21 protein-coding genes and 1 tRNA gene are annotated in these 25,900 nt (G+C 34.3%); 10 read left to right on the forward strand and 12 right to left on the reverse strand.

Annotated features, from left to right (window positions below; translation table 11 throughout):
- Positions 1-71: 71 nt before the first annotated feature.
- Entirely contained in the window at positions 72-3,248 is a 3,177-nt protein-coding gene (locus tag FLACOL7796_RS06235; RefSeq protein ID WP_173969953.1) for an efflux RND transporter permease subunit, read from the forward strand.
- A gap of 116 nt (positions 3,249-3,364) precedes the next feature.
- Here the strand turns inward: FLACOL7796_RS06235 and FLACOL7796_RS06240 are convergent, their stop codons facing one another.
- From FLACOL7796_RS06240 to FLACOL7796_RS06260, 5 genes are all read right to left on the reverse strand, one after another.
- Positions 3,365-3,805 carry a retropepsin-like aspartic protease gene (locus FLACOL7796_RS06240; RefSeq protein WP_173969954.1) on the reverse strand — a complete coding sequence of 147 codons (441 nt, stop codon included), beginning with the start codon at positions 3,803-3,805 and terminating at the stop codon, positions 3,365-3,367.
- The gene (locus FLACOL7796_RS06245) at positions 3,757-6,420 is read right to left on the reverse strand and encodes a CHAT domain-containing protein (protein WP_173969955.1); all 2,664 of its coding nucleotides are present in this window, start codon (positions 6,418-6,420) and stop codon (positions 3,757-3,759) included. Before FLACOL7796_RS06245 ends, FLACOL7796_RS06240 begins: the two co-directional genes overlap by 49 nt.
- Positions 6,421-6,612: 192 nt before the next feature.
- Positions 6,613-8,565 carry a DUF7849 domain-containing protein gene (locus FLACOL7796_RS06250; RefSeq protein WP_173969956.1) on the reverse strand — a complete coding sequence of 651 codons (1,953 nt, stop codon included), beginning with the start codon at positions 8,563-8,565 and terminating at the stop codon, positions 6,613-6,615.
- Positions 8,566-8,748: 183 nt separating this feature from the next.
- Entirely contained in the window at positions 8,749-9,741 is a 993-nt protein-coding gene (locus tag FLACOL7796_RS06255; RefSeq protein WP_173969957.1) for a hypothetical protein, read from the reverse strand.
- Between the two features lie 188 nt (positions 9,742-9,929).
- The gene (locus FLACOL7796_RS06260; protein WP_173969958.1) at positions 9,930-10,235 is read right to left on the reverse strand and encodes a hypothetical protein; all 306 of its coding nucleotides are present in this window, start codon (positions 10,233-10,235) and stop codon (positions 9,930-9,932) included.
- Positions 10,236-10,471: 236 nt separating this feature from the next.
- On the opposite strand from FLACOL7796_RS06260, the gene FLACOL7796_RS06265 reads away from it, so the two are divergent.
- From FLACOL7796_RS06265 to FLACOL7796_RS06290, 6 genes are all read left to right on the forward strand, one after another.
- Positions 10,472-11,056, forward strand: coding sequence for an RNA polymerase sigma factor (locus FLACOL7796_RS06265; protein ID WP_173969959.1), 585 nt, complete (start codon positions 10,472-10,474; stop codon positions 11,054-11,056).
- Positions 11,057-11,058: 2 nt separating this feature from the next.
- Positions 11,059-11,781, forward strand: a complete 723-nt coding sequence (locus tag FLACOL7796_RS06270; RefSeq protein WP_173969960.1) for a tetratricopeptide repeat protein — start codon at positions 11,059-11,061, stop codon at positions 11,779-11,781.
- A 267-nt stretch (positions 11,782-12,048) separates the two neighbouring features.
- Positions 12,049-13,695: a S41 family peptidase gene (locus FLACOL7796_RS06275; RefSeq protein ID WP_173969961.1), complete on the forward strand. Its 1,647-nt coding sequence runs from the start codon at positions 12,049-12,051 to the stop codon at positions 13,693-13,695.
- 407 nt (positions 13,696-14,102) lie between these two features.
- Positions 14,103-14,882, forward strand: a complete 780-nt coding sequence (locus tag FLACOL7796_RS06280) for a TatD family hydrolase (protein ID WP_173969962.1) — start codon at positions 14,103-14,105, stop codon at positions 14,880-14,882.
- A 64-nt stretch (positions 14,883-14,946) separates the two neighbouring features.
- The gene (locus FLACOL7796_RS06285; RefSeq protein ID WP_173969963.1) at positions 14,947-16,083 is read left to right on the forward strand and encodes a 1-acyl-sn-glycerol-3-phosphate acyltransferase; all 1,137 of its coding nucleotides are present in this window, start codon (positions 14,947-14,949) and stop codon (positions 16,081-16,083) included.
- Entirely contained in the window at positions 16,073-17,104 is a 1,032-nt protein-coding gene (locus FLACOL7796_RS06290; protein WP_173969964.1) for an asparaginase, read from the forward strand. Before FLACOL7796_RS06285 ends, FLACOL7796_RS06290 begins: the two co-directional genes overlap by 11 nt.
- Before the next feature lie 194 nt (positions 17,105-17,298).
- Here FLACOL7796_RS06290 and FLACOL7796_RS06295 read toward each other — a convergent pair whose 3' ends face one another.
- Positions 17,299-18,534, reverse strand: coding sequence for an MFS transporter (locus FLACOL7796_RS06295; RefSeq protein ID WP_173969965.1), 1,236 nt, complete (start codon positions 18,532-18,534; stop codon positions 17,299-17,301).
- 91 nt (positions 18,535-18,625) lie between these two features.
- Between FLACOL7796_RS06295 and FLACOL7796_RS06300 the strand changes: the two genes are divergently transcribed.
- Positions 18,626-19,507, forward strand: a complete 882-nt coding sequence (locus tag FLACOL7796_RS06300) for a LysR substrate-binding domain-containing protein (RefSeq protein ID WP_173969966.1) — start codon at positions 18,626-18,628, stop codon at positions 19,505-19,507.
- 51 nt (positions 19,508-19,558) lie between these two features.
- Positions 19,559-19,645, forward strand: a tRNA-Ser gene (locus FLACOL7796_RS06305).
- Between the two features lie 42 nt (positions 19,646-19,687).
- Here the strand turns inward: FLACOL7796_RS06305 and FLACOL7796_RS06310 are convergent.
- Positions 19,688-20,980, reverse strand: coding sequence for a sensor histidine kinase (locus FLACOL7796_RS06310; RefSeq protein WP_173969967.1), 1,293 nt, complete (start codon positions 20,978-20,980; stop codon positions 19,688-19,690).
- Positions 20,981-21,220: 240 nt separating this feature from the next.
- Here FLACOL7796_RS06310 and FLACOL7796_RS06315 point away from each other — a divergent pair, with 240 nt between their 5' ends.
- Positions 21,221-21,397, forward strand: coding sequence for a MarR family transcriptional regulator (locus FLACOL7796_RS06315; RefSeq protein ID WP_173969968.1), 177 nt, complete (start codon positions 21,221-21,223; stop codon positions 21,395-21,397).
- A 292-nt stretch (positions 21,398-21,689) separates the two neighbouring features.
- Here FLACOL7796_RS06315 and FLACOL7796_RS06320 read toward each other — a convergent pair whose 3' ends face one another.
- From FLACOL7796_RS06320 to FLACOL7796_RS06340, 5 genes are all read right to left on the reverse strand, one after another.
- The gene (locus FLACOL7796_RS06320; protein ID WP_173969969.1) at positions 21,690-22,196 is read right to left on the reverse strand and encodes a GNAT family N-acetyltransferase; all 507 of its coding nucleotides are present in this window, start codon (positions 22,194-22,196) and stop codon (positions 21,690-21,692) included.
- A gap of 73 nt (positions 22,197-22,269) precedes the next feature.
- Positions 22,270-23,235, reverse strand: coding sequence for a nitrilase family protein (locus FLACOL7796_RS06325; protein WP_173969970.1), 966 nt, complete (start codon positions 23,233-23,235; stop codon positions 22,270-22,272).
- A gap of 286 nt (positions 23,236-23,521) precedes the next feature.
- A complete protein-coding gene (locus FLACOL7796_RS06330) occupies positions 23,522-24,340 on the reverse strand; it encodes a helix-turn-helix domain-containing protein (protein WP_173969971.1) in 819 nt (272 codons plus the stop codon).
- A 15-nt stretch (positions 24,341-24,355) separates the two neighbouring features.
- Positions 24,356-24,811 carry an isochorismatase family cysteine hydrolase gene (locus FLACOL7796_RS06335; RefSeq protein ID WP_173969983.1) on the reverse strand — a complete coding sequence of 152 codons (456 nt, stop codon included), beginning with the start codon at positions 24,809-24,811 and terminating at the stop codon, positions 24,356-24,358.
- Between the two features lie 290 nt (positions 24,812-25,101).
- A complete protein-coding gene (locus tag FLACOL7796_RS06340) occupies positions 25,102-25,869 on the reverse strand; it encodes an SGNH/GDSL hydrolase family protein (RefSeq protein ID WP_173969972.1) in 768 nt (255 codons plus the stop codon).
- Positions 25,870-25,900: the final 31 nt, after the last annotated feature.

Raw genomic sequence — 25,900 nt, forward strand, 5'->3', positions numbered from 1 at the left:
GCTATAGGCTTTAAGCGTTTCTCAAAAGCCTAAAGCCTATAGCGTAAAGCTTAAAGCATAAAAAAACATATATGAAATTAGCCGAAATATCCATAAAACGTCCATCGTTAGTAATTGTATTGTTTACGATTCTAACCCTTGGTGGATTGTTTAGCTACAGCCAGTTAGGCTATGAGCTGATCCCAAAATTTGAACAAAACGTTATTACTATTTCTACTGTTTATCCGGGAGCTTCTCCAAGTGAGGTAGAAAATACCGTAACCAAGAAAATAGAGGATGCGATTGCGTCTTTAGAGAATGTCAAGAAAATTGACTCGAAATCATACGAAAGTTTATCTATCGTTTCGATTACTCTAACATCAAATGCAAAAGTCGATTTTTCTCTAAATGATGCACAGCGTAAAATAAACGCGATAATTAGTGATTTACCGGATGATGTAAAAACGCCGGCGCTAACCAAGTTCTCGCTGAGTGATTTACCAATCATGACGCTGGGTGCCAACGGAAAAATGGATGAAGCAGCATTTTATGACTTAATTGACAAAAAAATTGCGCCTATTTTATCTCGTGTACAAGGTGTTGCTCAGGTAAATATCATTGGTGGTTCAGAGCGTGAAATTCAGGTAAACCTTGATGCGTTAAAAATGCAGGGTTACGGATTATCTGTTCCTCAGGTACAACAAACTATTTTGACTTCGAACTTAGATTTCCCAACAGGAAATATCCAGACTCGTGATCAAAAAATATTAATTCGTTTAGCGGGTAAATATAAAAGTGTTGAGGAATTAAGAAACTTAGTAGTTTCTTCTCAAAACGGAATTCAGGTTCGTTTAAGTGATATTGCCGATGTTCAGGATACGCAGAAAATTGCTGAAAAAATATCACGTGTAGATCAAAAAAGTGCTATCGTTTTACAAATCGTAAAACAATCTGATGCGAATGCGGTGGCAGTAAGTGAGCAATTATTAAAAACAATTGCTATTCTTGAAAAAGATTACAAAGAAAATCAGTTAAAACTAGAAGTTGCAAAAGACAGTACCGTTTTTACACTTGAAGCAGCAGACTCTGTAGTACACGATTTATTAATTGCGGTAGTTCTGGTAGCATTTGTAATGTTGTTCTTCCTGCACAGTATTAGAAACTCGTTGATCGTAATGGTTTCTATTCCGGCATCATTAATTGCAACCTTTATTGGTATCTATTTAATGGGATACACCCTAAACTTAATGAGTTTATTAGGATTATCTCTTGTGGTAGGTATTCTGGTCGATGATGCGATTGTGGTACTTGAAAATATCTACAGGCACATGGAGATGGGTAAAAGCCGAATTCGTGCATCGTACGATGGTACGGCCGAGATTGGTGGAACGGTAACTTCGATTACATTAGTAATTGTGGTAGTATTTTTACCAATCGCGATGAGTTCAGGATTGGTTTCTAATATCATTACACAATTTTGTGTTACCGTAATTATATCAACTTTACTATCACTTTTAGCTTCGTTTACTATTATTCCTTGGTTATCATCTCGTTATGGTAAATTAGAGCATATTGAAGGAAAGAATTTATTTGGAAGAATTATTCTTGGTTTCGAAAGTTATTTAACACGTTTCACTAACTGGGTTTCTGAATTATTAACCTGGTGTTTAGATCATTATTATAAAACTCTTGCTGTTGTATTGATATTATTCTTCGGATCTACAATAGGATTAATGGGAGGTGGATTTATTGGAGGAGAGTTTTTCGCATCATCTGATAGTGGGGAATTCTTAGTTCAGATCGAAATGCCAAAAGATGCTTCGTTAGAACAAACGAACTTCATGACTCAAAAAGCCGAAGCTTATTTAAAAGCACAAGAATACGTTCATAGCCAGATTACAACGGTAGGACAAACCTCAGAAGGTTTTGGAGCATCGCAGGCTACAGCTTACAAAGCAGAGATCGACGTAAAAATGATCGAACAAAAAGATCGTAAAGATGACGCGAATGTTTATGCTGCAAAAATCAAACGTAAGCTTGAAAAAGTATTAGTTGGAGCAAAAGTAAAAACAGTTCCTGTAGGTATCTTAGGTACTGCTGAAGATGCTACATTAGGATTAATTGTAACAGGTCCTTCTACAGAAAGCGCTATGGCATTTGCTAAATTAGCTGAAGCTGAATTACGTACAATTCCCGGAACAACAGAGATTAAATTAACTGTTGAAGACGGAAACCCTGAGATTAACGTAAAAGTAGATCGTGATAAAATGGCTGCTTTAGGATTAACACTTCAAACAGTTGGTTTAACCATGCAAACTGCTTTTAGTGGTAATACAGATGGTAAATACAGAGCTGGTGAATACGAATACGATATCAACATCAGATACAATGCATTCGACAGAAAAAGTATTACTGACGTAAGTAATTTGATATTTATTAATGCAGCAGGACAACAAATTAAGTTATCGCAATTTGCTGATATTACAGAAGGTTCAGGACCTAGCCAGTTAGAGCGTAGAGATAAATCTGCTTCTGTAACTGTAAAAGGACAAAACGTTGGGGTTCCTTCAGGAACAATCGTAACACAATGGCAGGCAAAATTAGACAAACTTAAAAAACCAGCCGGAGTAAACTATATCTGGGGTGGTGACCAGGAGAACCAGTCTGAAGGATTTGGTACTTTAGGAATCGCTTTATTGGCCGCAATTATTTTGGTTTACTTAGTAATGGTGAGTTTGTACGACAGTTTCGTTCACCCGTTTGTGGTATTGTTTGCTATCCCGCTTTCGTTTATCGGGGCGATGTTAGCCTTAGCATTAACAAACAACTCATTAAATATCTTTACGATTTTAGGTATCATCATGTTGATTGGTCTGGTGTGTAAGAATGCGATCATGCTTGTCGATTATACCAACCAAAGAAGAGCAGCAGGAGAATCAATCAGAACGGCATTAATTCAGGCGAATCACGCTCGTTTACGTCCGATTCTTATGACAACAATTGCGATGGTATTTGGTATGTTCCCAATTGCATTAGCATCTGGAGCAGGAGCTGAATGGAAAAACGGATTGGCATGGGTAATTATCGGAGGATTAATTTCTTCTTTATTCTTAACCCTGATCGTAGTTCCGGTTATTTATAATATCATGGAGAAAATAATTCATAAATTCTCTAAAGGAGAAAAAATCGATTACGAAGCTGAAATGCATGCCGATTATGTGCACACAGAATTAAGCGAAGACGGTTTTAATCCGAAACATACCCATTAATTGATTTAATTTTAGACTGAAAAATCCCAAATTCCGAAAGGAGTTTGGGATTTTTTTATGGCTTATATTCTAACGCCAGATTAGAATTTGGAATTTGGAATTTTTTTATTTGGAATTTAAAGTTTAAGGTACAAATAATGATTATAATAATCGATAATCGCTTTGCCTTCTAATAGAACATCAGCACCAATAATACCGTGAACCGGTTTTGCTTTATAAGCCTCCAAAGCCTCATTTACATGCGAAAGATCAAAAATCACAAGGTTGAAATCTTTGTTTTTCCAGCTTCCTAATTGCAAGTGGTTGTTTGATGAAATCTGTGTTTTCATGCCAGTTCCTCCTGCTCCTGAAGCTTTGGTTTTCGATTTTTTGGCATTCAGTTCAAAACGTTCAATACTTTCAAAACCCACACAAGAATTCGACGCTCCGGTATCTAAAATGAAATTTCCTGAAACACCATTAATCTTTGCTTTTATTAAAAGGTGTTGTGTCTTGATGACCTTAAATTTTATTTTCTTGTATTGCTCTTTTTTGAGAACTTCGTGAAGATTTTCCATTTTCGATAATGATTGAAAACCAAAAATAAACCAATTACAATCAATAAACTAATGATGTAATAGATATAATTTGTTGATTTTTCTTCAACCGAAACAGAACCGTAATACACAAATGAACTCCAGTAATAAGGAGATTTCTTTGCATTCGGGATTGATTTGTCTTGCAAAAAAGCAAGTTTTGCATTCGTATTGGCTTCAAAATACGGAACATCATTTTTGATGTTTTTATAAAAATCAGTCATAAAAACCGATGTGGTATAATCGTTCACCTTCCATAAAGAGAACAATAAATTTTGTGCTCCGGCAAACTGAAAACCTCTCGCCACACTCATCGCACCTTCGGCTTTGTAAAGTTTGCCAATTCCGGTTTCGCAGGCACTTAAAACCACTAAATCCGGATTAATATTTAAGTTATATAATTCCGAATATAAGATTTCCTGATCATAGAATTTAATGCTTGCCGGAGTTTCGATATCGCCGGAAGAAGCATGCGTACTTAAATGTAAAATCGAATATAGGCTGGCATTATTTTTAAAGTTAGAAAAACTTGCCTCAGAATTTTCTAAATATTTGCCTTTAAAATTACTTTTGATAGATTCTAATTCTTTCTTCGAATAACTCAATTCAAAAGCAGTTTTTTCAAAAATGGGAAAAATCCCTAAAACTGTTTTTTTAGATTTTGAAATAGGTTTTGAATTCAGATAATTATTAGCCGAATTATTATAAGCAATCCTGAAATCATTTAGTAAATAATGCATTTTAGCAAAATTCGTTGTTGATGATTCTTGTGTAATCAAAGCCTCAAAAGGAAGAAAATTTAAAATTCCGTCAGGAACAATGATGAGGTTTTTACAGATCGTGTTTTGAGGTAATTTTAGCATATTATAAACGGAATTTCCAACGCGATTATATCCCGAAATATTATTGATAATATTAGTTGCATTACTAAAATAATCTATAAAATCGCCAATAAGTGGTATTGCAGTATCAGTAATATAAATATGATTGAGAGTGATTTTTTGATTTTGTAAAGTGAAATAATAAAGCCTTTCAGAACCCATAAAATAGTAAAGCAATATCGCTTTATCTTTTTCAAGTTTTGATAAAAGTGCTTTTATGTCACAGTTTTCAGGAATATAATTCGAGCTTTCGGTTTGGATTTTCTTTAAATAAAGCATCAATTCGTTTTGCTTTTTTATGGCCGAGTTGATATTCGAAATATTAGCCAAATCTCCTTTTTGCTGCTCTTTTATAATGTTATTGTTTAAAGTTTGAAGTTGGTGTAAAAGCTGTTTTTCTTCTACAGAAGCATTTTTAATATTCGAACGATAACCTTTTAAAATGCCTGATTTTGTTTTTTCAGACAATTGAAAAGCTTCTTCCAGATATTGAATTTTGTTTTCCTTTTGATACAAACGATCATAGATAGAAATACATTTTTCAGTACGATTTCGTGCTCTGATTTGTGTAATGATTTTTGAATTTTCGTAAATCAGAACATTCATCAACAAATCTTCAATATCAAAAGAAAGTTTAAAAGCATCGAGTGCCTTTTTGAGTTGATTTTGTTTAGAAAATATTTCTGCCTGTAAATCCAGAACATCAATCAAAACCGTTTCGGCATACAATTGATTCTGATTGGGAAGTATGTTTTTTGAATTATAATTCGGAATCAGGATTTTAAAAATAACCTGAACTTGTTTTTCACTTTCATCATATTTTTCTTCATCAAAAAGCAAAAGCGCTTTTTCATAATACAGTTTTGCGAGTTTTCTGGGTTGACGATTTGTAGTTGCTAAAAACAACTTTTCGGCCTTTTGCATAAAAGAGTCGGCAATTTCAAATCGTTGCCATTGTCGATTCATCGAAGCTAGATTTCGATAAGAATTCGATAACGTTTCTAATTGGTCTTTTTCGTTTTTTAAATATTTTATGGAAGATTCAAAAGCTTTCTCTGCATTGTCCGGTGAATTTCTAATCAATACAATTTGTTTCGAGCCTAACCAATAATTATTTCCGAGATTATTCAATAAAATCCCTTTCTGAGAATTGGATAGTTTTTCTGTTTTTAGAGTATTTTCTAATAATTCGATTGCCAACGAAATTTTACCGGAACTCTGATACACATTCGATAAATTCAGGATCGCAGCAAATTTTTGTTTCTGAGCGTCGGGATAATTTTTAGCAGTATTTACAATAAAAAAGTATTGCTTTATCGTATTTTCGGCGCTGTCATAATCGCCCAAAACCGTATATAAATTGCCTAAAGGTTTCAGGCAATATTCTATAATATCATAACTGCTCAGTTTGTTTTTCTGATAAATTTGCCAGGCTTTTTCGTAGCTCGCAATTGCTTTTTCGGTTTGCCCGAATTGGTTTTCATAATACGCTTTATTGCAATTTAAAACCACAATTGATAATAATTCGTCTTTGGTTTTTGGTTTTGAATTTTTCCAAAAAGCCGCTTCAATCTGGTTTAAATTTTCTATGGTTTTCGCCGAAGGATTTGCTACAAAAACATCAACTGCGTTATATATTTTATCTTCCTGACTCTGCGCTGACAGATTCAGACTGAAAAAAAGAAAGATTAAACCATATAAGTTATATAAGTTCATATTATATTGGTACGAATAATTTTAAAGTTAAGGCATAAAGTGCATATTACAATTATGTTGATATGCTTTTGTCCGTCTGAGCGAAGTCGAAGACCTTTTCTATAAGCCTTCGACTTCGCTCAGGGTGACATTGGTATTTAATAAAACAAAGTAAATAATATGAACTTATATAACTTATATGGTGAAAAAAAATTAAAACTTCCAGATTCCGTAAAATTGAAAGTAGTTGAAATTCTGTTCAAAATTCATCACATATCTTGCGCCCAAACTTGGTCCGATTCTCGCGAAACCTAATGTTAAATCGAATAAAAGACCTGTTTTTAAATTGGCAAACGAGTTTTTCTCCGAACTTGATTCGGTTCTGGTATCCATTAAAAACTGATCGGTTCCGCCTTCGAAGCTTTCAATTTTTTTGTTTATGGTTTGTTCTGATGAAACATCAAAATTGGCCTGAACTCCGGCGCCAACGCCAATATAATTATTAATGTTATATCTGATCAAAACCGGAATTTCCCAGTTTACGCTTTTGTTTTCAGTAGTGGTAGTGGTGCGTTGAAATTGTTTTACACCATTTGGGTTTACCACATTTTGATCGACTACTGTTGCAGCATCTTCGTATTTGTTGATCGCGTTTAACCATTCGGCTTGCCAGTAAAAACGATACGATTTAAAAGGCGAAATGGTCGCGCCAACAAAGTAACTCGTCGATTTTTCGAGATCAGGATATACATTATAACCCGCTTTTGCACCAATCGAAATTCCGGGCAGGAATCTGGTAGTGGCATAATTGGTAATTATAGGTTCATTTTTATCAAAGATAATTGCGGTACGGCTTCGGGTTTTTACTTTATGAAAATCTTCGGCAAATTTCATAGAGTATTTTACAAAGCCTTTTGTGCTGTCTTTTTCGTGCACATTTTTTTGCTCACTTCCGGGCAAATAAATGTTTTTGAACGTAAAGAAAATTTGATTTTTCTTGATGATCGTATCGAGGCAACTCACGGTAGGAACTTCATCTTTTGGACAAATGGGACATTTTGGGTACATGTCTTCGACCTTAAATGTTTTTTTGTCGAACATATCCGGAACATCGGTTTCGAGCCTGATCATTCGCGCGGGACCTTCGCCATTGTTTTGGAAACGTGTTTTAAAGTTTACGCGTTTAAAACGGACTAATCTGTAATTCATAAAACTTCCGTTAGATCCCATTTTGTTCGGATCGTGAGAAGTTACGATTTCCATTTCGAGGTTTTTTATTTTGTGATTTTTGTAACTTCGGTTGGGTACAAAAATACCGCGCATGGTAACGGTTGCGCTGGTATCTTTGATCATTTCGGGAGTGGTTTTAAACGTATAAAATACATTGTGCGTTTCCCCCGGATTAGCATCATCAAATTCTAAAACCGAAACGTTATGATAGGTTTTATTAGCTTCTAATAAAGAGGCGTCAAGATCTTCTTCGGTAGTGGTGTTTCTGTATTTTTTGGTTTTGAAACTATTTTCGGCGGAAGCCAAATATCGATTAGAATCCTCAAGATCGTTTACCGAAGCAACGGTTTTTTCTTTTACTTCGCGTTCGTTCGCATAAGTCCTGAAATCGACCAATTCGAAATTATTACTCTTAAATTGTTTCTCATTATAAAACAAATAAAGCTTTCCGCTCGAGACATAATTCTCCATATTTTGATAACCTACTACGACTACCATTTCCTGATCCGGAATGGGGTCGCAATTTTTCAGGATTGCAAATCCGTTTTGGTCTGCGATTGAGGCTATGTCTTTATAATTGGTGTCGGTAATATCGTTTATGGCGACTTTTTTAGGTCGCGTAGCAGGAGGTTTTCCATTGTCGTAATTGTTGGTTACGGCAAGTCTTGTGGTGTACGTTCCTTTGTTTTTATAGACGTGTTTGGGTTCGGCTTCTTTGCTGTAATGTCCGTCGCCCAATTCCCATAAGTACGAATAACTTGGTTTTGGTGCGCCGGCAATAGGTATTAATGGCGGCGTTTCGGGTTTGTAGGTAACGGTATTTCCGTTTTGTATAAAAACAATATTGGCTCTACGGGTTATGGTGTCTTTTACTTTGGTTTGTCCTATTGAGAGAATAGAAAATAGAATAAAGAAAATAGACGATAGTGGTTTCATAACTTGAGGTTTTTTAGCCCTGATAGAAGTGGAAATCCTTTTGTGCCGGGGTTCGGCATAAAAGATTGCAACGGATAGCAGGATTAGCTTCTAAAAATAATCAGAATTGAATTTGAAAACTGGATTAAATGTAAAAAAAAGTGATGAGCAAATCACCACTTTTTCTTAAAAGTATTTTGTAAGTTACTGAATAGCATTGATTGCGGCTACAAGTTGGGCTTCGGTACCTACAGTTGTTTCGGCCAAAGTAAAGGTGTAAACATCGTTTGCAGCAACGGTTACCGCTTTGATCGCATAACGCCATTGACCATTAGATTCTGTTGCAAAAATCACATGACATTTTAAACCAATCGGGATTTGTCCGTAATGTTCGCTAAATAATCCTGCAGGTGTATAAGTATCTAGTTTTGCCAATGCGTTGTTGCCTTCGCCATCGTATGATAAATAAACCGCACTATTGTTGTTGTCGTAACCCGTAGGAGCAGCCACAAGAAGAGTAGTTTTAGGTCTTGGATCGCTATAGAAACGGTCTACGTTTGTCCAGCCAAAGTTGCCAAAAGTTACGTAATAATTAGCTCCTTCGCCTTGTACGCCACCTTTTCCGCCGCCAGTTCCGTCGGCATTTGGTTTGTTTTCTTTCCAGGCAAGTTCTCCTTTTTCATCAATTGTGCCATTCCATAAAGTCATGGCATTGTCAAGTCCGTCAGTTAAAGCAGTTGGTACAATTAAATTCATGCTGCAGGAAGTTTTAAGTTCTACGCCGCCTTGTGTGGCTTTTATGAAAAATTCTCCTCCGGAAATTAGTAAGTTTTTCTTTCCTTCAGCTGTTATACCCATTGTAGGTTTGTTGGTGATTAGCATCGTTCCTTTGTCAAAAAGCTCGATGTATTCGATGTCTACAGCTCCGGTTACGGCAACTCCGTTTTTAGTCAAACAATCTCCGTTGATGTTTAGTTTTACTCCTTTTGCAGAGGTTATGGTTACAACACCGGTTCCGGCAGTAATAGTAAATTTTTGTGTATTTTTCTTAACTCCTTGTTCGCTAATGCTCTTAAAAGTGGCTGCGGTTGGTGGTAAAACAAGATTTTCACTGTTGTTGTCATCGCCGTTGTCGCAACTTACGAAAGTGATAATCAATAAAAATAAAACTCCTAATTTTTTAAAATTTGTGTTCATGATTTCTAGTTTTTATAAATCTGTTCTGATTGTTTCAGTTGGTTTACAGATTTTGGTTGTTAATTATATTGTTATATTAATTTGGGTTTGATATTGTTACCCCTGGTTTCGAAAATTATTTTTTGAACTTGTATTCTGATGTTATATCAACTGGCTTATAAAATTGTTACCCCTGTTTTTATTATTGTTTAATTTTCTTTTGAAAGGCATTTGTCTTCGAATAAATTTCCGTCTTCGTCTACGGCAACGAGAATGTTTTTTTTCCGCGAAAGCGTAATACTTAAATAAATCCAGACAAGCGACCAAAGCCCGAATGTGATGCAGGTAAGAAACAAATGAAGAGAATGGTTGATTGCTTTTTTTTCTTTGGATAAAACCACATAAGGAAGTTTGTCATTATGTTCTGTGATTACAAAGCCATTTCGGGTTTTGGCCGAAATCATTTGGTTAAACTGTTCTATGTTTTTTTCGTTTACAAATTGATAGGTTTCCATTTCGTTTATTTTTTTTGCCACGAATTGCACGAATGAGCACGAATTTTTTAATTAAATAATCTGTGAGAATCCGTTTGATCCGTTTAATCTGTGGGCTATTCTTTACACTTTATATTGAACTTGATTGTCCAGAGACTCTTTTACTACGATATATCAATCAGATATGTTAATTGTTACCCTATAATGTGAAATTTATTTACAATTGTTTTTTAAATTAGCTACAAAAAGTTTTTTTTATGGGAAAAGGTAAAATTCATCCTGATCAAATGTATATTGAGGGACTTGCGGCAAATGATTCGGCTATTATTGCGACGATTTATAAAAAGTTTGTTCCCAAAGTAGTAATGTTTATTATGAACAATTCCGGTGATAAAGAACATGCTCAGGATGTGGTGCAGGAAATTATGATTTTACTTTTTAATCAGGCTAAAGCCAATACATTACAGCTTACTTGCCCTTTTGATGCTTACTTTTTTTTATTGTGTAAAAGAAAATGGCTTAACGAACTCAAAAAAACATCGAACAAAGGGGTAACAATTAACGAAGATGTTTTATCTATGAATGAATCTGCAAGAGAGCTAATTGGTCAAACTGAAGAATTTGACGAAAAACAACAGCTTTTTGATACGATGTTTCTAAAATTAGGAGATAAATGTCAGGAGTTATTAAAACTGAGTTTTACCACTAAAACAATGGAAGAAGTTGCCGAGAAACTTAACGTTACTTACGGTTACGTGCGTAAAAAGAAATCGTTATGTGTGGGCCAATTAACGCAGTGGATTCAGGAAGCCAAAAATTTTAAATCGTTAAAAAATAATTAGTCATGAACGAAGAACGCTATATATTATTCGATCAATATCTTCAGGGAGAAATGACTGTTGAAGAAAAAGATAATTTTGAAAAACAATTGTCTGAAGATCATGAATTGTCTTCGGAATTTGAAACTTTCAAAGAAGTACAGTTGCGCCTGAAAACTAAATTTGAGTTTGAAGATGAAAGAGAAGCGTTTAAGGCAAACTTAACGGAGATTTCAGACAAGCATTTTAATACCAGTAAACCTAAAGTTGTCCTGATGCGACCTTGGTATTATGCCGCCGCCGCATCTGTTATTATTTTATTCGGACTATTCTTTTTTGATTATAATAATCCGTCTTTTGCCGATTATGATAATCCGGAAACAGCTTCGTTTGTAGAAAGAGGAGATACCAATCAAGCATTGATAGGAGCGCAAACGGCTTTTAACGATGGAAAATATGCAGCAGCAATTCCGCTTTTTGAGGAGATTTTAAAACAAAATAAAACACCTGAAATTCAATATTTTTATGGAGTTGCCTTACTCGAAGAAAGTAAATACCCAAAAGCCGAAAGTGTTTTTAATGAATTAAAATCAGGAACATCTGCTTATAAAGACAAAGCTACTTGGAGTCTGGCCTTATCTAAACTGAAACAAAAAAAATATACAGAGTGTAAAGAAATCCTTGAAACCATTTCGCAGGATTACGAAAATTATGACGATGTAGAGAAACTTCTCGATGAGTTGAATTAGAATTAGAAGTTTATAAAATATGTAAACCTTTGTCAAAGTTTTAAACTTTGACAAAGGTTTTTGCTTTTCAATAAAGAAAAAAATCCGTTTAAAATCCGTGTTTTTACGAGGTAAATCCGCGTCATTCGCGTGCTAATAGCTTCAAATTCGTCAAGTTAGATATAATAAAAAAAATGTTTTTACGTGATCCCGTAATCCAATGTGGATTTTTAGTTCTAAATTCGGTTTCTTTTATTAAAAAAATTCCAAAAACAAACCAAAACCTACATGAAAAAAACTACCCTCTTTTTTCTCTTAGTTCTTTCACAAATTACCTTTGGCCAATCCAAAATTACAGAAAACGAAAAACTTATTGCAACCTGCAAAGTTTGGGGATTCTTAAAATATTACCATCCAAAAGTAGCCAACGGCGAAGTAAAATGGGATAATCAACTTCTTGAAGTTTTACCCAAAATAGAAAAAGCACAAAGCAAAGAAGAATTCTCTTTAGTTCTCGAAAACTGGATTGATGATCTTGGTCCGGTAAGAGAAATCGCTCCAATCATTGTACCTAAAAATGTAGAATATTTTGATAAAAACTTTGATTTAAGCTGGTTTAATAATAAGTTATTTTCGAAAAAGCTTTCTAAAAAATTAAAATTTATAGAAAACAACAGATTTCAAACCGAGGAAGAAATTGGTCCGGGATATAATCCTCTTAAAAACGGAGATTATTTTAATCTAAAGTACGACAATAAAAATTCAAAAATAGTATGGACGTTTGCATACTGGAATCTAATAGAATATTTTTTCCCTTATAAATATCTAATGGATCAAAAATGGGATGTTACTTTAGAAAAAATGCTTCCGTTAGTTCTTGAAACTAAAAATGAAGATGATTTTTATACAGTAGCCAGAAAAATGTCGGCTAAACTTAATGACACTCATGTTGAATTTGCCATATATAAGAATAATCATTTTGAGGAAAACAGAAGATATTTTCCTGCTACCGGCAAGATCATTGATAACAAATTAGTAGTTACCGAAATTTTAGGAGATAGTCTGGCTCAGGCCGATAATATAAAAGTAGGCGATGCAATTACGAAAATAAATGACAAAACAATAGAAGCGCTTGTTGCAGAATACAGGGATTTATTTTCTGCTTCTAATGAACCTGCTCTTTTAAACAAAGTTGTTAGAAAAATTCTAAACGGATATTCAGACAATGTGAATGTTGAATTTTTTAAAGATGGAAAATACACAACAAAAGCAATGACATGGTTTAACTACCATGATTCTCACAGAAATGAATTTAAAAAAGGAGCAAAGAAAAAGAAGAAAGAAAAATTTAAACTTCTGGAAAATAATATTGGCTATGTCGATATGGGTGTAATAAAAGATACGCATATTCCTGACATGATCGAAGCCTTAAAATCTACCAAAGCTATTGTTTTTGATATGAGGAATTATCCAAACGGCACTTATGAGCAGATTGCTAAATTCTTGAACGCCCATGAAGAAACTTTTGTAATTTATACCTATCCTGACTTTAGTTATCCGGGAAGATTTAAATGGACAGAAGGAACAAAATGTGGTTCTGAAAACAAGGATTATTACAAAGGAAAAATAATAATGTTGCTTAATGAAGAATCGATGAGCCAGGCAGAATGGACAGCTATGTGTTTTCAAACTGCTGGTAACACGACAATTATAGGAAGTCAGACCGCAGGAGCAGATGGAAATGTAATAGAATTAGATTTTAAACCATTTCATACCCGATATTCCGGAATTGGAGTGTATTATCCTAATAAGCGCGAAACCCAAAGAATCGGAATCGTTCCTAACATTGAAGTAAAACCAACCATAAAAGGTATTCAGGAAGGAAGAGACGAAGTTTTAGAAAGAGCAATTTTGTTTATAGAAGGAGGAGTTTAGTTTTAAATTGCTCGATAGATTGATGCTGAATAAAGTCAGAAAATAACACAAGTAATTCCGTAAAGTTTTTGCGCATAGTAAACCCGACAGGTTTTTAAAACCTGTTGGGTTTCGTTGTGTAATGTATTGGTTGTTTATTTATGATGCTATTTTATGCAATGAAAAAAAATCCGCGCCAATCCGCGTTTTTACGAAGTAAATCCGTGTCATCCGCGTGCCATTAATTTCGCTCAAGTTTAATATAAACCTTTGTCAAAACTAAAATCTTTGACAAAGGTTTTTGCTTTTCAATAAATAAAAAAATCCGCGCTTTAACGCAGTGAATCCGCGTCATCCGCGTGCCATAACATTCCAATTGGGAAAGTTTTTAATATTGTCGTAATTTTGAACCATTAAAAATTATACAATTGAATTCAACACCCATAATTACCGATACACACACACACTTATATTCTGAAGAATTTGATCAGGATCGCGACGAAATGATGCAAAGAGCTATAAACGCCGGAGTAACACGCTTTTTTATTCCTGCTATCGATGCCGCTGCAACGCAATCTATGTACGATCTGGAGCAAAATTATCCTGATTATGTATTTCTGATGATGGGTTTGCATCCCACTTACGTTAAAGATAATTACGAAGATGAGTTAAAACACGTAGAAACCGAACTGGCAAAAAGAAAGTTCTATGCCGTTGGTGAAATCGGGATCGATTTGTATTGGGATAAAACACATTTAAAAGAACAACAAATCGCTTTTAAGAGACAAATTCAGTTAGCTAAACAATATAAATTACCCATTGTAATTCATTGCCGTGAAGCTTTTGATGAGATTTTTGAAGTCCTCGAACAAGAGAAATCAGATGATTTGTTCGGAATTTTTCATTGTTTTTCAGGAACACACGAACAAGCACTTCAGGCGATATCTTACAATATGAAGTTGGGAATTGGAGGAGTAGTGACATTTAAAAACGGAAAAATCGATCAGTTTTTAAACGAAATCGATTTAAAACATATTGTTTTGGAGACAGATTCTCCCTATTTAGCCCCAATTCCGTACCGCGGAAAACGCAATGAAAGTAGTTATTTAGTAAATGTTATTAGCAAGCTGGCCGATGTGTATAACGTTTCTGAAGAGACAATTGCAACTGTAACAACTCAGAATTCTAAGGACGTTTTTGGGATTTAATTTATACCTTACAATAGTTTAATTTTTTTTTTGTTCTTTTGCCCACTTAAAACCAATATAAATAATGCAGAGATTTGATGCCATTCGACCGTTTTATGATTCTGAAATAAATGAAGCCCTTCATGGTGTTGCTAATCATCCGATGATGAAAGCCATGATGAACTTTACTTTTCCGGAAGTAGAAGATCAGGTTTGGAAAGATCAATTAAAGAAAACACATTCTATTCGTGATTTTCAATGCAACTTTATTTATAATACAATTCAAAAAGTTTTAGAGAAAAGTTCTGAAGGATTAACAACTTCAGGATTCGAGAAACTGGAAAAAAACGAATCATACTTATTTATCTCCAATCACAGAGATATTCTTTTAGATACAACCTTATTAAACGTTTGCCTTTTCGAACATGGTTTAGTCATGACAGCATCGGCAATTGGAGACAATTTGGTTAAAAAAGCATTTTTAAACACTTTGGCAAAACTGAATAGAAACTTTTTAGTTTTAAGAGGTTTAACGCCAAGAGAAATGCTGCAAAGTTCTAAGTTATTAGCTGAATATATTGGACATTTATTGCTTCGCGAAAATCGTTCGGTTTGGATTGCTCAAAGAGAAGGACGTACCAAAGACGGAAACGACGAAACCAATCCGGGGGTTTTAAAAATGATCGGAATGGGTTCTGATGAAGCCAACTTAATGGATTATTTTAAGAAGTTAAAAATCGTTCCGGTTTCTATTTCATACGAATACGATCCTACAGATGTCCTGAAAATGCCACAATTAATGGCAGAAGCAAATAACGAAGTGTATATTAAAGAAAAAAACGAAGATTTCATGACCATCTTAAGTGGTATCATGGGAACTAAAAAAAGAATACACATTTCTGTGGGAGATGTTCTTGATACAGAAATTGATCAAATTGTGGCAGAAAATGACAATGCCAACAAACAAATTCAGGCTTTGGCACAAACTATTGATGATGTAGTTTTAAAAAATTATCAATTATGGCCAACCAATTTTATTGCTTACGATATTTTAAACGAAACTGATAGATTTGCTCACAAGTACAAAGAGAGCGAAAAATCACTTTTTGAGCGTCGTTTAGAAATGCGTATTGGAAGCGATAATCCGGTTACCAGACAAGGATTTTTATCCATGTATGCCAATCCTGTAGTTAATAAATTAAAATACCAGGATGTCATCTAAAGCTAAAATATTGCTAATTTATACCGGAGGAACCATCGGTATGAGCAAAGATTTTGAGACAGGCGCGCTCAAAGCGTTCAACTTTGGTAAATTATTGCAAAAAATCCCCGAAATCAAACAATTAGATTGTGAGATTGAAACGGTTTCATTTGAAGAACCAATAGATTCATCAAACATGAATCCAGGCGAATGGACAAAAATTGCTGAAATCATAGAAGAAAATTACATTGCCTACGACGGTTTTGTAGTGCTTCATGGTTCTGATACCATGTCTTATTCGGCTTCTGCATTGAGTTTTATGTTAGAGAATTTGGCAAAACCGGTAGTATTTACAGGATCGCAATTGCCAATTGGAGATCTTCGTACCGATGCTAAAGAAAACCTGATTACAGCCATTCAGATCGCATCGCTTCAGGAAAACGGAAAACCAGTTATCAATGAAGTTTGTTTGTATTTTGAATATAAATTGTACCGCGGAAACCGAACCTCAAAAGTAAATGCCGAACACTTCAAAGCCTTTACAGCACCTAATTATCCTGAATTGGTAGAATCTGGTGTTCACTTAAAATTAAACCGACATTTATTTCTTCCAATACAAGAAAATGCGAATCTGATTGTGCACAAAAACTTAGACAATCACGTTGCTATCATAAAAATGTTCCCTGGAATGAGCGAAGTCGTTTTGTCTTCGATTCTGGCGATTAAAGATCTTAAAGGTATTGTTCTGGAAACTTACGGTTCCGGAAATGCCCCAACCGAAGATTGGTTTTTGAATCTAATTCAAAAAGCCATTCAGTCTGGTTTGCACATCGTGAATGTAACACAATGTTCAGGCGGAAGCGTAAATATGGGACAATATGAAACCAGTACGGCTTTAAAATCTCTTGGCGTAATTTCAGGAAAAGACATTACTACAGAAGCTGCCATTACAAAACTAATGTATTTGTTAGGCCACAATATTCCTCAAACCGAATTTAAAAACGTTTTTGAAACCGCATTGCGTGGGGAAATTTCGTTATAAAATTTTCACCATATTTTTTCACTATTTAAGTGATATAAGTGCATTTTAGTAAAGTAAAACGACTTGTTTTGTCATCCTGACGTAGGAAGGATCACACTAGCAGCTCGACAAAGATTGGCGAATTTCTATATGGAGTTTCTTGTGTGATCCTTCCTACGTCAAGGATGACAAGTTTGCGTTCAAATTGGAATTTATCAATTTTTATACGGAACTTGACAAGTCTCTAAATCATCTTCATCAGAAGTATGTCTTTTATAATACACATAAACAATTACTGAAAGAATACAAATAATTCCCTGAATCGCAACCGTATTTCGGGTTCCTATAATGTGCGAAACGTAACCAATAATTAAACTTCCCACAGGAATCATTCCCTGATACGCCATCAAATAATAACTGATACTTCTGGAACGCATATTTACAGAACTTTGCGTCTGAATGTAAATATTTATAGATGAGGTTTGCGCCATCATACCCACACCACTCAATGCCATGCAAATAAGTGCAACAGTTAAACTATTTGAATACGCTAGTATAATGATGCTAAAACCTAATAATAAGCTCGCAGCGATCATTATTTTACCCATATTATCTGCTTTTTTAAGATTAGCCAGATAAATAGCTGATAGAATAGAGCCAATTCCGGCCGCGCTTTCGAACCAACTGAAAGTTTGAGCATTTCCGCTAAAAATATCTTTGGCAAAAACTGGCATTAAAGTATTAAAAGAAATCACGAACAAACTGCTGCACATTAACATCAAAAGCATTTTGGCCATTTCGGTTTCTTTTCTAACATAATCTAGTCCTTCAATAAAATCATCATACATTTTAAGTTTATCGGTTGCTTTAATATGCGGCGTTATTTTCATCATCAATAAAGAAATCAAAACCGGAATATAGCTTAAGAAATTCCCAATAAAACAAATATCTTCGCCATAATTGTGCAAAATAATTCCGGCTAATGCAGGACCGGCAATTCGGGCAAAATTGTTCAAAGTAGAGTTTAGTGCAACTGCATTTGGCAAATCCTCTTTATTATCTACAATATCAATCATCATGGTTTGGCGGCAAGTCATATCAAACGAGTTGATAATTCCCTGAATTAAACTCAAAGCAAAAATAAAGTTAATGTTGTATATTTTTAAGTAAATCATTAAAGCCAAAGCTCCCGCTTGCAGCATTGCCATAGATTGCAACAAGATCATGGTACGATGTTTATCATAACGCCCAATAATACTTCCGGCCAAAGGTGCCAGAAATAAAGACGGAATCATACTTAAAAAAGTGGCTAATCCTAATAAAAAAACCGAACCCGTAACGCTGTAAACCATCCAACTTACGGCCGTTTTTTGAAGCCAGGTGCCAATTACCGAAACCGATTGTCCGTAAAAGAATAACTTGAAGTTTTTTGATTTTAACGCTTTAAACATGATGCCTGATATTTTTTTACAAAGTTCGCGATTATGATTTCATTAGAAAAATTAATAATTTTACTTATAATAAGTAGTAAAACTTATCGATATGGAGATTTATCAATTAGAATATTTTATTAAAACGGCTGAAGTATTGCATTTTACAAAAGCTGCCGAATTGTGTTTTGTTACACAATCCGGATTGTCCCAACAAATAAAAAAGTTAGAAGAAGAACTCGGAATGCCTTTATTTATAAGAATTGGAAAGAAAGTACAACTTACCGAAGCTGGTTCTGTATTCCTGATTCATGCCAAACAAGTCATCGAAAATGTACAAAGCGGTAAACAGGCGATTGATGATTTGAACCAAATGATAGGCGGCGAATTACGGATTGGTGTTACTTATATTTTTGGTTTATTAATTCTGCCTGTTGTTAATGCATTTGCAAAAACATATAAGAATTTAAAAATCATAGTAGATTATGGTACAACAGAAGCATTAGAACAAAAGTTGATTAACAATGAATTAGATTTAGTACTCGTAATTTCATCGCATGAGATTGGTCCCCCAATTCAAAAAGTGCCTTTATTTACCTCAAATATGGTAATGGCAGTTGCTAAAACACATCCTTTGGCTTCTTTAGAAAAAATGCCGTTTAAGAAAATAGAACAAGTGCCACTAATTCTTCCTGGAAAAGGATCGAATTCCAGAGAATATGTAGAAATATTGTTTGTAAAACATCACATGAAACCGAAGATTTCAATAGAATTAAATTCGATTAATGCTTTATTGCAAATGGTAGAAAACAGCGACTGGGCAACTATAGTAGCCGAAAAAGCATTAAAAGGCTGGGAACATAGTCTTAAAGCGATTCAAATTACAGGAGTTGCAACCAAACGAGAATCTTTTATGCTCACGATTGGAAGTTACCAAAAGAAAGCCGTAAAATTATTTATGGAAGAATTTAGTAAGAGCATTAACGAATCTTAAAAATTAACGTTGCGTAACTCGATTTTTTTTGTGTTCTTTGCAGACCAATTTAGAGAGGTGTCCGAGTGGTTGAAGGAGCTAGCCTGGAAAGCTAGTATATGGGTAACTGTATCGAGGGTTCGAATCCCTTCCTCTCTGCAAAAGGCTTTTGTGGTGATATTCACAAAAGCCTTTTTTTATTTACACCACCGGAATATAAATATCAAATTTAGCTCCCTGATTAACTTTTCCCGTTGCAGTAATAATTCCGTTGTGGTTTTCTACAATCTTTTTTGCTATGGCAAGACCAATTCCGGTTCCTTTATAATCTGTTTTGCTGTTTAGTTGCTGGAACATTTCGAAAACCCGGCTTTCAAACTGAGGATCAAATCCAATACCATTATCCGTTATAATAATATGGCAATAATCGGCCGATGATTTATTTTTCTTTGTTTTGGGTTTTGTATAAAGAGTTTCTATCGTAATATGAGGCGCTTTTTCTTCTGTTGAGAATTTCAAAGAATTACTTATCAGATTGCATATTAATTGATGAAACTGCGATGGAATTATAAAAACGCTACAATTTCCGGATATTTCGATAATGGCTTTTTTAGCCGTTATTTCTTTATTTAAATCTTCCAGAACTTCATCTATAATATCATTAAGGCTGACATTTTCGAATTTCTTTTCGGTTACACTTGTTCGTGAATAAGTTAGCAAATCATTTATAAGTGCTTGCATATGAGACGCAGAAACTTCGATACGATCAAAATAAAACTTTCCTTTCTCTGTCAGGTTTTGATGCTCATCAGTTGTAATTCTGTTCGAAAAAACCTGTATTTTTCTAAGAGGTTCCTGTAAATGGTGGCTTGAAATATAAGTAAAAGCTTCAAGCTCGTTGTTGGCGAGAATTAATTCGGCAGCACGTTTCTCTTTTTCATTGTTCTGAAAAGTCAGTTCTGCATTGGCAACAAGAAGTTCCGCTGCACGATTTTCTTTTTCCTTGTTCTGATACGCCAGTTCTTTATTGGCGATCACAAGTTCGGCAGCACGTTTTTCTTTTTCTTTATTCTGAAAAGTCAGTTCTTTATTCGCAATGGCAAGTTCAGCAGCACGGTTTTCTTTTTCCTGGTTTTGATAGGCTAGTTCTGTATTGGCGATCACAAGTTCGGCGGCACGTTTTTCTTTTTCTTTATTTTGAAAAATAAGTTCCGCATTCGCAATACTTAACTCATCGGCACGTTTTTGCTTTTCTTTATTTTGATACGCTAATTCCCTGTTTGCAATAACAAGTTCAGCAGCGCGATTTTCTTTTTCTTTATTTTGATAAGCAAGTTCAGTATTGGCAATAAGCAATTCAGCAGCACGTTTTTTGCGCTCTTCTATTTGTTGAGCAAGCCTTTTATTAACCCGCAACAATTCGTCATTGTGATTTATTTTATTCCTTTCGGGAAAAGTATTTTCATCATCTGGAATATTTTTTTTTTCACTCATGTTTTTGGCGCATTTACCCAAATGTAACCTAACTGAATTTAAAGTCTTTGATTTAAATATAATAACTTAATTTATAAGAGATAATTAACGTTATCACTCATAATACGTGATTTTTTATTTAAGTTTTTTCTTATATTTTTATTTATGGTTGGATTAAAGAGAGCCTATTCGCAAAAAGTTTCCTTCTTTATTTTTGAAAGAAAATATTTACTATTTTTGCATCTTAAATGAAAATGAAATATGGAAATTAAAGATCAGGTATTAGAGGCTATGAAAAAAGCCCAACAGCCTTTAAACGCAGGAAAAGTAGTTGAGCTAACTAAATTAGACCGTAAAGATGTAGATAAAGCAATGAAAGTTTTAAAGGACGAAGGTTTAATTATTTCTCCTAAACGTTGCTTTTGGGAAGCAAAATAAGTTTTGAAAGACAATTTTAAATTTAAACCAAAAACAGGCTGTCTCAGAAGGACAGTTTTTTTGTTGAACGAAATATTCTGTATCTGTAAAGCCCCAGCGGGGTAAAATATTTATAGAACTAGAATAAGACAAATAAAAAGCTCCGTAGAAGTGACATATATTTAGGTTATAGAAAAAATATGTCCCTTCTACGGAGCTATATGTTGTAAACATTTATGCTTTGCTATAAATATTTCGCTTCTCCGAAGCTTATAAAAAGAGCTATCCTTCTGAGACAGTTTGTTTTTGGTTTTTAAAGCTTAATCTCAAACAAACTAAAAGAACCTTCTTTATAATGTTCCGGTAATTCGCTTGTCCATTCGATCGTGCTGATTCCTTTGTATTCGAAACCACAGCTTGTGTAGTATTTGTTTATTCTTTCGTTTCCGCTATGCGTGTCAAGACGAATGTATTCTTTGTTATTTTCTTTGGCATATACTTTAACCCATTCGATGATTTTTTTAACGTACGATTGTCCTCTGAATTTTGGGTTGGTAGCAATGCGGTGTAGATAAACCGCAGGATCTTGTGCCGCCTCTTTCCAAATAATTAAATCATTAAAAGTAAGTACAAATGTACAGGCAACTTCATCTCCTTCTTTGATGATAAAATGACGATTTTCGGCAATTTCTTTTTCGATTAAAGCTCTTTCAAAACCTCTCCAGCTTTTATTATTCACTGTTTTTTGATAAGATGTCGCGGCATTATAAATATCGAAAACAGCATCGATATCTGTATTTGTAGTTTTAAAAATTTCCATTATGGGATTGTATTCTGTAGATTAATGAATCTTCAAAGATAAATCTTTCAATAGCTTTAGAGGGCAGAAATACTTAATTTATGTTTTTTTTATCAGAGTTCAGCCAAACTACATTTTGCTCAGATTCGTGGTTTTGTCCAATAATATCACGGTACAATTCTGGTCTTCTCGCTTTTATATAACGGCTTCCTCCAGCCTGATTGCATTTCTCCGGAGTAAGTATTGCGGTTGAAAAAGAATCATCAAAAGAACGGCATTCGGCCAGAATATCTCCAAACGGATCAATAATCATCGAACAGCCATTTTTTAACTGATCGTCATCCATACCAATCGGGTTCGAAAAAACGGCATAAATAGCATTGTCGTACGCTCGTGCCGGCAACCATTTCATTAACCAGTCACGGCCTTTCATTCCGTCGAATTCTAAACGTAAAGAAGTTGGATCAGCTTCGCGATTTTCCCAAAGTTCAGGGGCAACAAAACCAGCTCCAGGTCGGGTAGAAGGTGTGCACATCGTGACGTGAGGCATGAAAATAATATCAGCGCCCAAAAGTTTTGTCGCGCGAACATTTTCGATAATATTATTGTCGTAACAAATTAAGATTCCGCATTTCCAGCCTTTAATTTCAAAAATGCAATAACGATCTCCGGGTGTTAAATAAGGATTTATAAACGGATGTAGTTTTCTGTATTTTGCAACTAAACCATTTTTGTCGACACAAACGTAAGCTTTGAATAAATTATCGTTTTCATCTTTTTCGAACAATCCGGCTAAGATTACAATATCGTTATTTTTAGCAATTTGGGTAAGTTTCAGTATACTTTCTCCGGTCGGGATGATTTCTGCTAAATCCAGCATTTGTTCTTTCGATAAATGTCTTGCAAAAGTATATCCGGTTATCGAACATTCGTGAAACGAGATCACATCACAACCTTCATTCGCCGCTTTTTGCGAAAGTTTTTCGATTACTGATAAATTATAGTTTTTATCGCCGCTTTTATTCTCGAACTGAGCTGTGGCTATTTTTAGATTTTTCATATTAAACGCTATTAATTTCAGTCAAAAGTAGCGTTCATTAGATTTTATAAATTGTATAAAACCGACATTTTAAAATATTAAAGCGAATTTAAGGTTTGAAGATGTGCCTTTAGGCATTAAATATTGGTAGAAAAAAGGAAGAGAAATAAATTTAGCGTGCCGTAGGTACGTAATAGTTATCGTTATGTTGCGTACCTACGGCACGCTTGCATAATACGAACATAATTTCTACCAATATTTAATGCCTAAAGGCACAAATTGCAAACTTTCAACTTTTAATTTGGCATTATAATGCTGGAGAAGTTTTGATGAGGTTATTGGTTAGTTTTCCGGAACTAAATAAATATTCTTTAGGAGTTATTCCGGTATGTTTTTTAAATTCTTTTATCAAATGAGATTGATCCGAAAATCCAGCATCATAACAAATTGATGTTAGATTGCCATCATTAGATTTATTTTTAAGTAGTTTTAAGAAATGATGTAGCCTTATAACGTTGCCAAATTTTTTCGGGTTTAACCCGATGCATTCTTTGAACTTTCTTTCGAGATGTCTTTCGGTATAACCGGTATAATCTACCAATTGTTTTAAGGTAAAATCTCCTTTGTTGGCAATAATAAAATCTAAAGAATGATCGATTATGAACTGATTTGAATTTGGTTTTGCAGCGATTAAAGTGCTGAAAAAATGATTTAAAAGCGCTACCCTTCCCTGATTATTTTGTTCTGATAATTTTTCCTGAAGTTTGTCCATTTTTTGACCAAATACATCTTCAACAGGAATTATAGCATCCTGAAATTCATGAGCAGGAATTCCAAGTAATTGATGAATTCCGTTGGGTTGAAAAACGATAATAATCAAAGATATTTCATTATCAGAATAAATATCTTTAAAACCGTTAAGTTGTCCGTATAAAAAAGAATCGGGCAAATAATTCTTTATTTTATAATTGTCAAGACCGGAAATAAGTTTATTTTTTAGAGAAAAGACAACACCGGTATTACCATCAGAAAACAAACGAAGTTTTTGTATAGCCGTTGCTGTATTATCTAAAAAAAGATAATGTTTTATGTAGGGAGCTAATTCTTTTGGTGGTGAAACTTGCATGGGTTTACAACTTATTTAAGCAAAATTATAAAGATCATTATTGATTGTTGCGCCTTTGTTTTCTAAATCGGCTAACATTTCTTCTTTTCGATATTGTACATCGTCTCCGGTAGCTATAAGCTCTGTTAAAAGTACTACTTCATAACCTGATTCTAATGCATCAATAGCGGTTTTTTTGATGCAATATTCGGCTAAAAAGCCACACAATAAAAGCTTTTGAATTTGATTGTCTTTCAGAAAGTTTTTAAATTCTTGAGATGAAAAACTACTATGTTGTGTTTTTGAAATTAGTTGAAAAGAAGTATCAAAATCAAGATCGATTTCATGACCTTTTGTACTTTCGATGCACATCGAAATTCCAGCTCCGAATTGATCCTTTTGATAATTAGAATAAATAATGACAAATCGATTTTGGTCTAGTTGTTTCGTTAGTTCATTTATTCTGGCTTTTACTTCTTGTATTTGATTAATGCGATGATTTTTCGCGTAAGCGCCCTAAATATCAGTAAAGTCTTTTTGTGGATCTATGATTACGAGTAATTCTTCGGCGGCTAATTTCATGGACTATTTTAATCTGCTTTTATGGAGTTGGAGTGAAGAACTGGCTTTTAGCAAAATTAAGTATATTTTTCCTGAAAAACCGAAAATTTCTAATTTAGCCCCGATAGCAGCGATATCCTCTATTGGTGGGGTTCACCAATAGAGATATAGTGAATAGCGGGACATTTGGTCTTTTGAAAACTGATGTTGTGCTTCTAAAATTAATCCTGCAAAATCATTTTTACTTTTGGAAGAATACGATCTGTAAAAAGTTTATAGGCTAATTCTGAAGGATGTAATCCATCTGACGCTACGAGGTTTTTATTGCTGAGTCCCTGGCGGGTGATGTCTGTAATCGAAACAAAACTGACCCCGTTGTTGATGCAGGTATTTTCGGCAAAAGTATTGTATTGCTCTATTTCGTCTGAGATTTTTGTGCGGTTTGCCTGGCTATAACCGGAAGCAAAAGGTGTGTAGGCATAATCAGGAATCGATAATACCAGTACATTTTTTTTATCGCCTTTGGCTAATGCAATTGCTTTATTTAGTAATTGAGGGAATTCTTTTTGATAAAGCGAAAAATCACGTTGTTGATATTGATTATTTACTCCAATTAGTAATGTAACCAAATCGTAATTAGCATCCGGATTTTCATTATTTATTGCTGAAATTAGATCTGAAGTTGTCCAGCCTGTTCTGGCAATTACTTTTAATGAAAAGTCGGTTTGGGGATAAGTTGTCTTTAAAATTGCTTTTAATTGTTCAGGATAACGGCAAGTTTCGCAAACACTTTGACCAATGGTGTAGCTGTCGCCCAGAGCTAAATAGCTTATGGAATTGGCAATTGGAGTTGTAGGGTTTTCTGTTACAGGTGGTACTATTACGGGTAATGTTGTAACGGGGTTTTTTGAAGCTGAATCGTCAGAACTGCAGCTTAAAAGAAATATAGAGAGGATAACAATAACTATTTGTTTGCAATGTGATTTCATAATTTGGATAAATTAAGTTTCGTGTCATTTT

The sequence above is a fragment of the Flavobacterium bizetiae genome (genome assembly GCF_902804475.1).
Taxonomy (GTDB): Bacteria; Bacteroidota; Bacteroidia; order Flavobacteriales; family Flavobacteriaceae; genus Flavobacterium; species Flavobacterium bizetiae.